We start from the raw sequence: 14206 nt of genomic DNA, 5'->3' as shown, positions 1-14206 counted from the left end.
TTCCCTTTACGCGCGAGCTGACCGGCTCGCCTGGTGGTTAGCGTAGAGCGGCAAATAACGCTTCTCCCGAGATGCCGTATTTCGCTTTTAGCTGCCTGCTATTACCCGACTCGGTAAATGTGTCCGGCGTTCCCAACCGAGTGAGGCGGGCCGGATGCGCCTTCTGCGCCAGGGTTTCCGCGATCAGTCCGCCGAGACCGCCGTTTACCGTGTGATTTTCAAGCGTAGCGATAAGCGGGCAGCCTTCAACCAGCTGATAAAATGCCTGCTCGTTAAAGGGCTTGAGGGTTGCAACGTGGATAAGTTTGCCCTTTTTGCCGCTGGCAAGCAGCTTTTCATAGCCATCGGTAGCCTGCTCCAGCACCGTCCCTTCAAACAGAATCGCGAAATCGGCGCCGCTATCGGCGATGGCGGCGATATCGCTGACCCGCGGAACGACGCTTTTATCGCGAATCGGCATCGGCTCGCGCGCCACGCGAATATAAACGGGTCCCTTTATTTTGGCCGCTTGCTCAAAGGCTTCGGCGATTTCTTCCGCATCTGCCGGGGTCAGGACGGTTAACCCCGGAAGGATGCGGGTCAGCGCTAAATCCTCCAGCGCATGGTGTGAAGCGCCATCCGGGCCATCGTCCATACCGGGGTGGCTACCGACGAGTTTAATATTGGCTTTGGCATAGCACGCCTGCCGCAGCTGGGTCCAGGCGGTACCGGTTACGAACATGGCAAAGTTGACGTAGAAGGGCATAAAGCCCTCTAGTGCCTGGCCGACCGCGAAGCTCATGGCGGAACCTTCCGCAATGCCCATTTCGAAAAAGGCCTCAGGATAGACGGCCTGAAACTGGTCGGTACGGGTAGAGCTGGCTAAATCGCTGTCGATAACAACAACGGGATAGCCCTTTTCTTTTAGCGCAATCAGGGCATGCCCGATCTCATCACGGGGTGCTTTCATCACTGTAACTCCTCCATCGCCTGCTGAAATTGTTCTTTGCTCGGGGTTTTTGAGTGCCAGTCGCCGTTGTTTTCCATATAGCTGACGCCGGAACCTTTGGTGGTGCGCGCTACGATGGCGACAGGTTTACCTTTCAGGTGGCGGGATAGCATCAGGGTATCGGCAACCTGATGCATATCATTGCCGTTGTGCAGTTCCAGTACATGCCAGCCAAAGCTGCGGATTTTGTCCGCCAGCGGCTCGAGGTTAACGACTTCATTGACCGGATCGTGGGAAGAGAAGCCGTTGTAATCGATGATGGCGACCAGGTTATCCATTTTCATATGCCCGGCCTGCTGTAGCGTCTCCCAGATTTGGCCTTCATGCATTTCACCATCGCCCACGATGGCAAATACCCGGTGCGGATCGTTGCGCCGCTTTTTGGCGGCCGCCATACCAAAAGCAATCGACAGCCCCTGACCCAACAGTCCGGTTGTCGCATCGACTTCCGGCAGTGACTTAATGCTCGGGTGCCCCTGCAGGCGCGAGTTGATCTGCCGGAACGTAGAGAACTCGCTACGATCGATCTTCCCTTTTTGATACAGCATGGCGTACTGCGCGGCGACAGCGTGGCCTTTACTCATCACCACGCGCGAACGGGGGGAGGCGGCCAGATCGACTTCCTGGTAATAGAGCCAGGTTAGAATGTCGATTATCGATAACGCCCCGCCCGGATGACCAATTCCGGACTCGTAAATCATGGTGACGATCTCGCGGCGGGCGGCAAGCGCGTGGGATTTCAGTTCATCAATGTTCATGTTCATTCCTTCTTAGGGCAGCATTTTACCGATGTAGTACACGACCAGACCCAGAGCGACGAAGTCGGTTTCCGGGAAGCTGGTGCCTGAAAGACCGACGGATTCCATAATCGGGTAAATCAGCGCCGGGCCGATGCCAATCAGGATCCCGGTGATGAAGCTCCCGGCAATCGCGCCTTTCCAGCCGCCGGAGGCATTGCCAAACACCGCTGCGGTCGCACCAATGAAGAAGTAGGGGATGGCTACCGGGATAATCACGGTCTGGCCAAGGATCGCCAGAAAGCCCATCACCACCAGCCCGCCGATAAACGAAGAGATAAACCCCAGCACCGTGGCGGTCGGGGCGTAGGGAAATACCACCGGACAATCGAGCGCGGGTTTGGCGTTAGGGATAAACTTTTCCGAGATGCCAAGGAAGGCCGGAACAATTTCTGACAGCAGCAGGCGTACGCCGGTAATAATGATGTACAGCGAGGCGGTAAAGGTCAGCGACTGAAAGAGCGGGTAAACCAGCCAGTGCATCCCGCCGGCCGCAGCGGTGACCGCGGCTTTCCCGGCGGCGAGCGCGGCGATGTAATAGAAAATGCTTACCGAGATCGACACCGAGACGATGTAGTCTTTAAAGATCCCCAGCCAGCCGGGGAGATTCAGCTTTTCGGTAGACTGTTTAGGGTCGCCGACTTTTGAGCCGATCCAGCCGGATGCGGCGTAGGCCAGGGTGACGTAATGCCCCATCGCGATCTCATCGTTACCGGTAATTTTTCGCATCCACGGCTGCGCAATAGCCGGATAGAGGCAGGCGGCGAGACCCAGCAGTATGGAGCCGACAATGATGGTCGTCATGTCGCTGTAGCCCAGCGCCTTCAGCGTTACGGTAAGCAGCGCGGAGAGATAAAGATTATGTTGCCCGGTAAGAAAGATGTATTTAAACGGCGTCACGCGGGCAAAAAACAGGTTCCAGCCAAAACCAATCACCATGATCAGCGACACGCACATGGCGAATTTGGTTTGCGCCAGTCCGGTTAGCGCTTCTGCCAGCGGCATAACGCCCTTCAGGCCAAATCCATCGCTGAATAAGGTCTGAAAGTTACCCAGGGAAGTGACCGCCAGACCGGCGCCGCCGGCAAAAACCAGAAAGCCGACGATGGTTTTGAAGGTGCCGGAAAGGACTTTTTCAATCGGCTTGCGTTGGATTAACAGGCCGATTAATGCAATAAAGCCAACTAAAAGTGGGGTTACGCCCAGAATGTCGAATACAATAAATCTGAGGAAATCCATATTGCCTCCGGGAGAGGTTAGTTGCTTTGAACGATGTCGGTGAGCGCAGACTCCATCTCTTCACTGTTCATCAGGTCGGTGATGCCGACCGCTCTGAATCCGGCGGCTTCGACTTCGTCGGTGAGATCGCGCATAGTGATGACAAAATCAATATCTCGCCAGGTGCGTAAGCCTGAGAGGACGTCATGTTCCAGCTCGATATCCCAGCCGTGTTTGTCGATGATTTTTTGGGCTTTGATTTTGAGCATTAAGGAGCTGCCCATACCGGTACGACAGACTATGAGACCTTTCATTCGATGTTCTCCTGTGTGTAAAAATAATTATTTTTATTTATTTGTGTGAGATAATAATTATTATCTTTACCGCAGGCCGAAAGATGTGATTGTGATTGCATTTTGAGCAAATAGGGCAAAAAATGAGCCATATAGACAATAACTTGTTGATTAGCATAAGAAATGGAGCTTCAGGGCTAAGCCCGATACTGGAGAAAGTGGGCCGTTTTATCACGGAAAATCCTGACTTTGTGATGCGTCACACGATTTCAGAACTGGCCGACTCCATTGATACCAGTGAGGGGAGCATCACCCGTTTTTGTCGGGCCTTTGGTTTTAAAGGTTTCTCGGATTTCAGAACGGCGCTGGCGATGGAGCAGGGCGCCGCGCGCTCGGAAGACAGCGCTAGCAACGAGAGCGAAGAGGTTGCGCCGGTGCTGGCGAGCATTCGCGACAGTAATGCTATTGTCGATAGCCAGGAGCTGAAAGCCGCGGCTGACTGGCTTAACTCCCTGAACAGCATTGCTATCTATGCCGTGGGCACGGCGGTGCCGGTGGCGTTATTCCTGCAGATGAATTTAATCAATATGGGTAAGGCGGCCAGCTTTATCGATCGCTCCTATCCGGCGGCGATGCCGCTGCTGGCTGACAGTCAAAAAACCGGCATCATCGTCGTTCACAGCGAACAGGCATCGGCGGATATGATGCAGGCCCTGTCGCTGGCAAAGCAGCAGGGCGTTAAAATTTTGTCGCTGACCCGCGGGACGTTTGCGCCGCTGGCCCGTTTATCTGACTGGAATCTTCAGGCGGCGGTGGCTTTACAGGGGGAAGGGGAGTCGGGGTTTGCGGAAATCGCCGGCGCAATGATGGTGGCCGACCGGATCCTCAGCGCGCTGGAAGAGCAGGATGAACGCTATGCGGAATACCGAAAAGCGCATCAGAAGCGCATTTTCTCGATTGAGAGCGTGGCGAATAAGCTGTCGGAATATTTTATGTCCTGACGCTGATTTTGTTGGGGAAACACCCGGTAGCGCAATCTCTACCGGGCGGGGATTTTAGTACATCACTTTATGACCGTACTGTTCCAGAATGCCCTTCACGCGTTCCATGGTCTCTTTCTTCGGCGGATGGACGCCGTCCAGCTTGTACTCTTCGCCCATGGCTACCCATTTGTGCTTGCCCAGCTCGTGGTACGGCAGCAGTTCGATTTTCTCGACGTTGCCCATGTCACGGGTAAACTCGCCCAGGCGATGTGCGGAATCGTCGTCGTCGGACCAGCCCGGAACCACAACGTAGCGGATCCAGACGTTGATGTTTTTGTTTGACAGATAGCGGGCAAACTCCAGCGTCCGATGATTAGAGACGCCGACCAGGTTCTGGTGAATCTCATCATTCATTTGCTTGAGATCGAGCATCACCAGGTCGGTGACCTCCAGCAGTTCATCAATAACCGGATCGTAGCGGCGCACAAAGCCGTTGGTATCGAGACAGGTATGAATACCTTCTTTCTTACAGGCGCGGAACCAGTCGCGAACAAATTCGGCCTGCAGGATAGCCTCGCCGCCGGATGCCGTCACGCCGCCGCCGGAAGCGTTCATAAAGTGGCGATAGGTCACCACCTCTTTCATCAGCTCTTCAACGGTAATCTCTTTGCCGCCGTGGGTATCCCAGGTATCGCGGTTGTGGCAATAGAGGCAGCGCATCAGGCAGCCCTGGAAGAAGGTGATAAAGCGAATCCCCGGGCCATCGACGGTGCCACAGGATTCAAAGGAGTGAATGCGACCAATTGTTGACATTGCGGTGATATCTCCGAATTTGGCCCATCCGGGGCCTATGTAGATGCACAGCTCAAAGGCTATGTCGAGTCTGTTTTGGCTGTTATCCATAAAGTATAGACAGCAGACAAAAGAGACTGGGGCAGGATGATATTGCTAAAAAGGCCCCACTTGCGTGGAGCCTTTATTGTACGCTTTTTACTGTACGATTTCAGTCAATACCATTACATGGTCTGAGTGAAGGTACGAGTAATAACGTCCTGCTGCTGTTCTTTAGTCAGGGAGTTAAAACGTACTGCGTAGCCGGATACGCGGATGGTCAGCTGCGGATATTTTTCCGGGTTTTCCATCGCGTCGAGCAGCATTTCGCGGTTCATAACGTTGACGTTCAGATGCTGACCGCCTTCGATGGACGCTTCGTGGTGGAAGTAACCATCCATCAGGCCGGCGAGGTTAGTTTTACGAACTTCGTCGTCTTTACCCAGCGCGTTCGGCACGATAGAGAAGGTGTAAGAAATACCATCTTTCGCGTAAGCAAACGGCAGTTTTGCAACGGAGGTCAGAGAGGCAACAGCGCCTTTCTGGTCACGGCCGTGCATCGGGTTAGCACCTGGTCCGAACGGAGCGCCAGCGCGACGACCGTCAGGGGTGTTACCGGTTTTCTTACCATACACAACGTTAGAGGTGATGGTCAGAACGGACTGAGTCGGGATAGCGTTGCGGTAGGTGTGCAGTTTCTGAATTTTCTTCATGAAACGTTCAACCAGGTCAACGGCCATATCATCGACGCGAGAGTCGTTGTTACCAAACTGCGGGTATTCGCCTTCGATTTCGAAGTCGACAGCCAGACCGTTTTCGTCACGAATCGGTTTAACTTTCGCATATTTGATTGCAGACAGGGAGTCAGCCGCAACGGACAGACCTGCGATACCACATGCCATGGTGCGGATAACATCACGGTCGTGCAGCGCCATCAGGGAAGCTTCGTAGCTGTACTTGTCGTGCATGTAGTGGATGATGTTCAGCGCAGTGACGTACTGTTTAGCCAGCCAGTCCATGAAGTGATCCATGCGGTCCATCACTTCGTCGAAGTTCAGAACGTCGCCTTTGATCGGTTCAGATTTAGGACCAACCTGCATTTTCAGTTTTTCATCAACGCCGCCGTTGATTGCGTACAGCATGGTTTTCGCCAGGTTAGCACGCGCGCCGAAGAACTGCATTTGCTTACCAACAACCATCGGGCTTACGCAGCAAGCGATAGCGTAGTCATCGTTGTTGAAGTCAGGACGCATCAGGTCATCGTTCTCGTACTGCAGAGAAGAGGTATCGATGGACACTTTCGCGGCGTATTTTTTGAAGCTCAGCGGCAGTTTTTCAGACCACAGAATGGTGATGTTCGGCTCCGGAGACGGCCCCATGGTGTACAGGGTGTTCAGGAAACGGAAGCTGTTTTTGGTGACCAGAGTACGGCCGTCAACGCCCATACCGCCGATAGATTCTGTTGCCCAGATCGGGTCGCCAGAGAACAGTTCATCATATTCAGGGGTACGCAGGAAACGAACCATACGCAGTTTCATGACCAGGTGGTCAATCATTTCCTGTGCGTCTTGCTCGGTGATTTTACCGGCTTTCAGGTCACGTTCGATGAAGATGTCCAGGAAGCTGGAGGTACGACCGAAGGACATTGCCGCGCCGTTCTGAGATTTAACGGCAGCCAGGTAACCGAAGTAGGTCCACTGGATAGCTTCCTGAGCGGTGGTAGCAGGACCAGAGATATCGCAGCCATATTTAGCCGCCATTTCTTTGATCTGACCCAGCGCGCGGTGCTGTTCAGAGATTTCTTCGCGCAGACGGATGGTTGCTTCCAGATCTTCGCCGTTTTCCAGTTTCTCTTGCAGAGAAACGAACTGAGCGTATTTGTCTTTCATCAGGAAGTCGATACCGTACAGCGCAACGCGACGGTAGTCACCGATGATACGACCACGGCCATAGGCATCCGGCAGACCGGTCAGAACACCAGATTTACGGCAGTTCAGGATGTCTTTGGTGTAAACGTCAAACACGCCCTGGTTGTGAGTTTTACGGTATTCAGTGAAGATTTTCTTCAGCATCGGGTCCAGCTCGCGATCGTACGCTTTGCAGGAACCTTCTACCATTTTGATGCCGCCGAACGGGATAATCGCGCGTTTCAGCGGAGCTTCAGTCTGCAGACCAACGATTTTCTCGAGACCTTTCTCGATGTAGCCAGCGTCATGAGAAGTGATGGTGGATGCAAGGGAAGTATCAAAATCAACAGGCGCGTGAGTGCGGTTTTCCTGTTTAACGCCTTCCATTACGGTGTCCCACAGCTTGGTGGTCGCGTCAGTTGCGCCAGCCAGGAAGGACTCGTCACCTTCGTACGGGGTATAGTTTTTCTGGATGAAGTCGCGGACGTTGACTTCGTTCTGCCAGTCACCTTTCGCAAAACCTTCCCAGGCTGTGGCTAACTTTTCATTAAGCTCGGACATGTAACACCTACCTTCTTAAGTGGATTTTTTATTTACTGCCTGAAACAACCCTTAGTGATGGTCGTCGCCACGCAGGTAAATGACCCAGTATGTCAACCCAACCAGCAGACCACCGCCGATGATGTTCCCGATAGTTACCGGAATCAGGTTATCAGTGATGAAGTTCATGACGGTCAGGTGAGAGAAACTTTCCGGAGTTGAACCAACTGCGGTCCAGAATTCCGGGCTTGCAAAGTCGCGGATAACGATACCCAGCGGGATCATAAACATGTTCGCGATACTGTGCTCAAACCCGCTGGCAACAAACATTGCCACCGGTAAAACCATAATCATGGCTTTATCCATCAGGCTACGGCCGGAGTAGCTCATCCATACCGCAAGGCAGACCATCAGGTTTGCCAGGATACCCAGGCACACGGCTTCAACAAAAGTATGGTGCATTTTGTGGTCGGCGGTTTGCAGAACGTTAAGTCCCCATTGACCGTTGGCAGTCATATATTCGCCTGAAAGCCACATCAGCAATACAAACAGTAAGCAACCAATCAGGTTACCAACATAGACGTTGAGCCAGTTTTTCGCCAGTTGACCCCACGTGATTCTTCCGCTGGCTTTCGCGACAACGATAAGAACGGTTGAGGTAAACAGGTCGGCACCGCAAATAACGCAGAGAATCAAACCCAGTGAGAAGCAGATGCCTCCAATCAGTTTGGCAACCCCGAATGGCATCCCGGCCGTGCCGGTTGTCGCGGTAATATAGAAAACAAAAGCGATAGAGATGAAGACACCTGCGGTGATAGCCAGATAAAACGTCTTTATCGGATGTTTTGTCGCTTTATAGACACCTGCTTCTTCGGCGACTTTCGCCATGGCAGCAGGGAGTAAAAGATCAAAAGGGTTGTCAGCTTTCACACTAACTCTCTCTTTATGTAAGTTGGCGGTGAGATACTAACAAAGCATTATAGAAGGGAATTTGATGTAGATCATATCCTACCGGAACTATAGGCCTTTTTAGTGTGTGGATTTGCATATTTGTTGAGTTAACTTTTTGTTTTTTAATGGAAAAATAAATTTTAAAATTTACAAATAATGTTGATTATTTTCATTTTGCCCCCGTTTTTCGGTTAATTAAAATGGGGTATTTTTATTAAAATTAACAATATTTGCGGTGGGATTTTATTATTTCTCACTACTAATTAACTTTATGGCTACAACTTGGCTTTGGGGTTGCGGAAAGCATAAAAAACGGGGGCCTTTACTGGCCCCCATCATAGGGTTATTGCGGCGGTAAAGTGCGCTTATTTACCCCAGAATGCTGCTTTTGCGCGCTGCAGCTTTTCGTAAGCTTTCAGCAGCGACTGATGAGCCGGGAACGCAAGCAGATCGCTGTCCACTGCCTGCAGGCCATAGAACGGCGCTTCTCCGCTCAGCGCGGCGCTGGCGGCTTCGACGGCATCGGCGCCGTACATGCGTACAAAAGCGTTCAGATACTGCAGCGGCTGACGCTCCTCTTCCTGGCTCAGCAGCAGCAGGGTTTGCAGGCAGCGGTAGTAATTGGCGCGCTCGGCGCTAAAGATGGAGGCGTTGAACTCCATCGTCCACTCGGTCCAGATCAACGCCTGCTCGAGATCGCCGCCCGCCAGCGCCAGCATTGCTTTCAGCTCGCCAATGCGCAGGGTATACCAGCCGTTGTCTTTACCGGTCGCCAGACCCAACAGTTCGCGCACGCGGGTGAAATCATCGAGGCCTTCATCGTCCATTTGTTCGATAAGCGCTAAATAATCCTCTTTTTCCCACTCGCTTTCCGGCAGGGAAAGAATCGTTTCCCGCAGAGGCGCGCCCATGCTGTTATTCGCCAGCCAGAGGTCTTCTGCCGGATAGATATCAGACATGCCAGGTACAATGATGCGGCAGGCGTAGACGCTCAGGTGTTCGTAATCAGCGATGTAAACTTCTTTATCTTCTTGTTTAAAGATAGCCATAAGAGTGGCGAACTCTTCATCCGTGGTCCCGGAGAAGTTCCAGTCCACGAACGGATAGTCGGCATCCTGTTTAAACATATCCCAGGAGATCAGGCCGCTGGAGTCGATAAAGTGCGTTTCAAGGTTCGCATGTTCGGCGACTTCTTCATCATCGAAGGTTGGCGGCGTGAAGACGTCGAGATCTTTCAGGCTGCGGCCCTGTAGTAGTTCGGTAACGGTACGCTCCAGCGCCACGCCGAAATCGGGATGCGCGCCGAAAGAGGCGAAACAGGTGCCGTTAGCCGGGTTAAAAAGCACGACGCAGATAACCGGATATTTGCCGCCGAGCGAACCGTCATAAGCGAAAATCGGGAAGCCTTCGGCCTCCAGCTTATTGATCGATTCTACTACGCCCGGATAGCGCGCCATCACTTCCGCAGGGATCTCCGGCAGGCTGATGCTCTCGGCGATAATGCGGTTCTTAATATGGCGTTCAAACACTTCCGAAAGCCCCTGAACGCGGGCTTCGTTGCGGGTGTTGCCCGCGGACATCCCGTTAGAAACGTACAGGTTGCCGACAATATTCATCGGAATATAGACCGTTTCACCATCAGACTGACGGGTGAACGGCAGGCCGCAGACGCCGCGCTCGTCATTACCAGACTGTAGATCGACCAGCATACTGGCGGTTAACTGCTCGTCAGGATCATAGAACGCGCGCAGGCGAGCATCCAGCAGGCCTTCCGGCACTTCATCATCGTCGGTTAACGGGAACCATTTTTCATTAGGGTAATGGACGAAAGGGCCGTTCGCGATGGTCTCGCCCAGCCAGAAATCGGCAAAGAAATAGTTAGTTGAGAGGCGCTCAAAGTACTCACCGAGCGCGGAGGCCAGCGCGGCTTTTTTGGTGGCGCCTTTACCGTTGGTGAAGCACAGGGCGCACTCTTTATCGCGGATATGCACTGACCAGACGTGCGGTACCGGGTTGAGCCATGAGGCCTCTTCAATATCAAATCCGAGGTCGAGCAACTTCTGCTGGAAGCGAGCGATGGAATCTTCCAGGGCGGCATCTTTGCCGGGTATAAATGTTTGAGTCATGGCAGTCACTTTTATCGTACGTAAAGCGCGCAATGATACGGGTTTTAGATGACGGGTGCTATCTCCATCGTCTGGCTATGCTTATGTCACTCAATAACTGTTCAGGCGTTAATCATGAAGACATTTGACTGGCATCGTATGGCACTGGATAAAGTGCCCGTGGAATTTTTGGCCGAGGTGGCATTACGGAGCCTCTACACCTTCGTACTGGTATTTATTTTTCTCAAGATAACCGGGCGGCGGGGCGTTCGTCAGATGTCTCTGTTCGAAGTCCTCATCATTTTGACTCTCGGTTCGGCCGCGGGCGACGTCGCATTTTACGATGACGTCCCTATGCTGCCGGTACTGGCGGTTTTTATCACGCTGGCGCTGTTGTATCGATTGATTATGTGGCTGATGGGGCATAGCGAAAAACTGGAGGATCTGCTTGAAGGTAAGCCGATTATTGTTGTGGAAAACGGCGAGCTGGCCTGGGAGAAACTGCAGGCGGAAAACATGACCGAATTTGAATTTTTTATGGAACTAAGAACCAGCGGGGTTGAGCAACTGGGGCAGGTGCGGCTGGCTATTCTGGAAACCAACGGCCAGATCAGCCTCTATTTCTATGAGGATGATGATGTTAAAGCCGGACTCTCCATTCTTCCTTCTCGCTTTAGCGAGCGTTTTACCACTATACCCCGGGACGACGAGTATGCCTGCGTCCGCTGCAGCGCAATCCTTACGCTACGAGCCGGGGATAAACAATTATGCCCTCGCTGCGCAAATGCAGAATGGTCGAAGGTCAGCCGGGCAAAAAGAGTCACCTGACAGCAATTATGTCGGTTTTATGACGTCAAGCTGGCAGATTCTTTTGTGTGAGCGAGACCGCATTTCCCCGACGCTCAGTTTTAGCCATTGCGGTGTGTGTCACTGAATGATAAAACCGATAGCCACAGGAATAACTTATGCCCGCGACGGTTCGCGGGTAAATAACATAGCAAGTGGTGAGGGGAAATGGCTCAGGTCTATAACTTCAGTTCAGGCCCGGCAATGCTGCCGGCGGAAGTACTCAAACTGGCACAAAAGGAACTGTGCGACTGGAACGGTTTGGGGACGTCGGTGATGGAAATCAGCCACCGTGGTAAAGAGTTCATTAAAGTGGCTGAAGAAGCGGAACAGGATTTTCGCTCCCTGCTCAATATTCCTTCCAATTATAAAGTTTTATTCTGCCACGGCGGCGGTCGCGGACAGTTTGCTGGTATCCCGCTGAACTTGCTTGGCGATAAAACCGTTGCCGACTACGTCGATGCCGGCTACTGGGCGGCCAGCGCGGTAAAAGAAGCGCATAAATACTGCACGCCGAACGTGATCGACGCCAAAATCACCGTTGACGGCCTGCGCGCGGTTAAGCCGATGAGCGAGTGGCAACTGACCCCGGGCGCTGCCTACCTGCACTACTGCCCGAACGAAACCATTGACGGTATTGCCATTGAAGAAGCGCCAAACTTTGGCGACGATGTGGTCGTCACGGCGGATTTGTCATCGACGATTTTATCTCGTGAAATTGACGTTAGCCGCTATGGCGTGATCTACGCGGGCGCGCAGAAAAACATCGGTCCTGCAGGACTGACGCTGATTATTGTGCGCGAAGATCTGCTCGGTAAAGCCAGTGTAGCCTGTCCATCGATTCTGGATTACTCCATTCTCTCCGCCAATGACTCCATGTTTAACACGCCGCCGACATTTGCCTGGTACCTGTCAGGTCTGGTGTTTAAGTGGCTGAAAGAGCAGGGCGGGGTTGCCGTTATGGATAAAATTAACCAGCAGAAAGCCGACCTGCTCTACAGCACCATCGATAACAGCGGTTTCTATCGCAACGATGTCGCTGCGGCGAACCGCTCGCGCATGAACGTGCCGTTCCAACTGGCGGACAGCGCGCTTGATAAACTGTTCCTCGAAGAGTCATTTGCCGCCGGTCTGCATGCGCTGAAGGGCCACCGCGTCGTGGGCGGCATGCGTGCTTCCATCTATAACGCTATGCCGCTGGCGGGCGTGAAGGCGCTGACCGACTTTATGCAGGACTTCGAACGCCGTCACGGTTGATCGCTGTCGTGTTTTTCATCCCCGCAGCCGCTCTGCGGGGTTTTTATTCTGTTTGTTTGAGAGTTGAGTTTAATGGAATCCCTGACGTTACAACCCATCGCACGCGTAGATGGCACGATTAACCTGCCCGGGTCCAAGAGTGTCTCTAATCGTGCCTTGCTGCTGGCGGCTTTGGCCCGTGGCACTACGGTGCTGACCAACCTGCTGGATAGCGACGATGTACGCCACATGCTGAATGCCCTGAGCGCACTGGGAGTTCATTATACCCTGTCTTCCGATCGTACCCGCTGTGAAGTCATCGGCAACGGTGGCCCTCTGCAGGCGGCTGAAGCATTAGAACTGTTCCTCGGTAATGCCGGAACGGCGATGCGTCCGCTGGCGGCTGCGTTATGTTTAGGCCGTAACGATATTGTGCTGACCGGCGAGCCGCGAATGAAAGAGCGGCCGATTGGCCACCTGGTTGACGCGCTGCGTCAGGGCGGGGCGCAGATTGATTACCTGGAGCAGGAAAACTACCCGCCGCTGCGTCTGCGTGGCGGTTTCAGCGGCGGCCAGGTTGAAGTGGACGGCAGCGTATCCAGCCAGTTTCTAACCGCGCTCCTGATGACCGCCCCACTGGCGCCTCAGGATACCGTCATCGCGATTAAAGGCGATCTGGTTTCCAAACCCTATATCGATATCACGCTGCATCTGATGAAAACCTTTGGCGTTGAGGTTGAAAACCAGTCTTACCAGCGCTTTATCGTGCGTGGCAATCAACACTACCGCTCGCCGGGCGACTACCTGGTTGAAGGCGATGCCTCCTCGGCATCCTACTTCCTCGCCGCTGGCGCGATCAAAGGCGGTACGGTGAAGGTCACCGGTATTGGCCGTAACAGCGTACAGGGCGATATCCGTTTTGCCGATGTGCTGGAAAAAATGGGCGCAACCGTCACCTGGGGCGATGACTACATTGCCTGCACTCATGGTGAACTGAACGCCATCGATATGGATATGAACCATATTCCGGATGCGGCGATGACGATCGCCACGGCAGCCCTGTTTGCAAAAGGCACCACGACTCTACGCAACATCTATAACTGGCGTGTCAAAGAGACTGACCGTCTGTTTGCTATGGCCACGGAGCTACGTAAAGTGGGAGCAGAGGTTGAAGAGGGGGAGGATTACATCCGCATTACTCCACCTGCGAAGCTTCAGTTTGCTGAGATCGGCACCTATAACGACCATCGTATGGCAATGTGCTTCTCGCTAGTGGCGCTTTCCGATACGCCAGTCACCATCCTTGACCCGAAGTGTACGGCGAAAACGTTTCCGGACTACTTCGAGCAGCTGGCGCGAATCAGTACGCTGGCCTGAGTAACGCGCGTTTAAGGTAAAAACGCCGACCATCGTGTCGGCGTTTTTTATGCCTGCTTGTCGGGCGGGAATCTAAATGCTAGCCTTGGCTGCTTGTAAATGCAGGATTTATAAGCATTTATTATGGTAATCAA

At 53.1% G+C, this 14206-nt stretch carries 12 protein-coding genes; 4 read left to right on the top strand and 8 right to left on the bottom strand.

Translation table 11 applies throughout. The features are described 5' to 3' along the window. Positions 1-37: 37 nt before the first annotated feature. From EGY08_RS05480 to EGY08_RS05465, 4 genes are read right to left on the bottom strand one after another with little or no spacing between them, the layout of a single operon-like run. Positions 38-949, bottom strand: a complete 912-nt coding sequence (locus EGY08_RS05480; protein ID WP_004130924.1) for a transketolase family protein — start codon at positions 947-949, stop codon at positions 38-40. Continuing rightward, complete coding sequence (locus EGY08_RS05475) at positions 949-1746, bottom strand: transketolase (protein WP_004130925.1); 798 nt, start codon at positions 1744-1746, stop codon at positions 949-951. Before EGY08_RS05475 ends, EGY08_RS05480 begins: the two co-directional genes overlap by 1 nt. Before the next feature lie 12 nt (positions 1747-1758). Further along, the gene (locus tag EGY08_RS05470) at positions 1759-3024 is read right to left on the bottom strand and encodes a PTS ascorbate transporter subunit IIC (protein WP_004130928.1); all 1266 of its coding nucleotides are present in this window, start codon (positions 3022-3024) and stop codon (positions 1759-1761) included. Between the two features lie 17 nt (positions 3025-3041). Next, positions 3042-3317 (bottom strand): PTS sugar transporter subunit IIB, encoded by a 276-nt coding sequence (locus EGY08_RS05465; RefSeq protein WP_004100672.1) that lies wholly within the window; start codon positions 3315-3317, stop codon positions 3042-3044. 122 nt (positions 3318-3439) lie between these two features. On the opposite strand from EGY08_RS05465, the gene EGY08_RS05460 reads away from it, so the two are divergent. Further along, positions 3440-4297, top strand: coding sequence for a MurR/RpiR family transcriptional regulator (locus EGY08_RS05460; RefSeq protein WP_004130930.1), 858 nt, complete (start codon positions 3440-3442; stop codon positions 4295-4297). 54 nt (positions 4298-4351) lie between these two features. Here EGY08_RS05460 and pflA read toward each other — a convergent pair whose 3' ends face one another. From pflA to ycaO, 4 genes are all read right to left on the bottom strand, one after another. Then, on the bottom strand, positions 4352-5092 hold the full coding sequence (gene pflA, locus EGY08_RS05455) for a pyruvate formate lyase 1-activating protein (RefSeq protein ID WP_004871674.1): 741 nt from the start codon (positions 5090-5092) through the stop codon (positions 4352-4354). A 203-nt stretch (positions 5093-5295) separates the two neighbouring features. Continuing rightward, positions 5296-7578: a formate C-acetyltransferase gene (gene pflB / locus EGY08_RS05450; RefSeq protein ID WP_004130933.1), complete on the bottom strand. Its 2283-nt coding sequence runs from the start codon at positions 7576-7578 to the stop codon at positions 5296-5298. A 51-nt stretch (positions 7579-7629) separates the two neighbouring features. Continuing rightward, positions 7630-8487: a formate transporter FocA gene (focA, locus tag EGY08_RS05445; RefSeq protein ID WP_004849465.1), complete on the bottom strand. Its 858-nt coding sequence runs from the start codon at positions 8485-8487 to the stop codon at positions 7630-7632. Positions 8488-8873: 386 nt separating this feature from the next. Next, complete coding sequence (gene ycaO, locus EGY08_RS05440; protein WP_087830093.1) at positions 8874-10634, bottom strand: 30S ribosomal protein S12 methylthiotransferase accessory factor YcaO; 1761 nt, start codon at positions 10632-10634, stop codon at positions 8874-8876. A gap of 114 nt (positions 10635-10748) precedes the next feature. Here ycaO and EGY08_RS05435 point away from each other — a divergent pair, with 114 nt between their 5' ends. The 3 genes from EGY08_RS05435 to aroA all read left to right on the top strand — a co-directional run bounded on the left by EGY08_RS05435 (position 10749) and on the right by aroA (position 14072). Then, a complete protein-coding gene (locus EGY08_RS05435) occupies positions 10749-11441 on the top strand; it encodes a DUF421 domain-containing protein (protein WP_123828303.1) in 693 nt (230 codons plus the stop codon). A 186-nt stretch (positions 11442-11627) separates the two neighbouring features. Continuing rightward, entirely contained in the window at positions 11628-12716 is a 1089-nt protein-coding gene (gene serC, locus EGY08_RS05430) for a 3-phosphoserine/phosphohydroxythreonine transaminase (RefSeq protein WP_004130941.1), read from the top strand. A gap of 72 nt (positions 12717-12788) precedes the next feature. Then, positions 12789-14072, top strand: a complete 1284-nt coding sequence (gene aroA / locus EGY08_RS05425; protein ID WP_004130942.1) for a 3-phosphoshikimate 1-carboxyvinyltransferase — start codon at positions 12789-12791, stop codon at positions 14070-14072. The last annotated feature ends 134 nt before the right edge of the window (positions 14073-14206 follow it).

This window comes from Klebsiella sp. FDAARGOS_511, from assembly GCF_003812845.1.
Lineage (GTDB): Bacteria > Pseudomonadota > Gammaproteobacteria > Enterobacterales > Enterobacteriaceae > Klebsiella > Klebsiella grimontii.
This window is presented reverse-complemented; position numbering and strand designations above follow the sequence as displayed.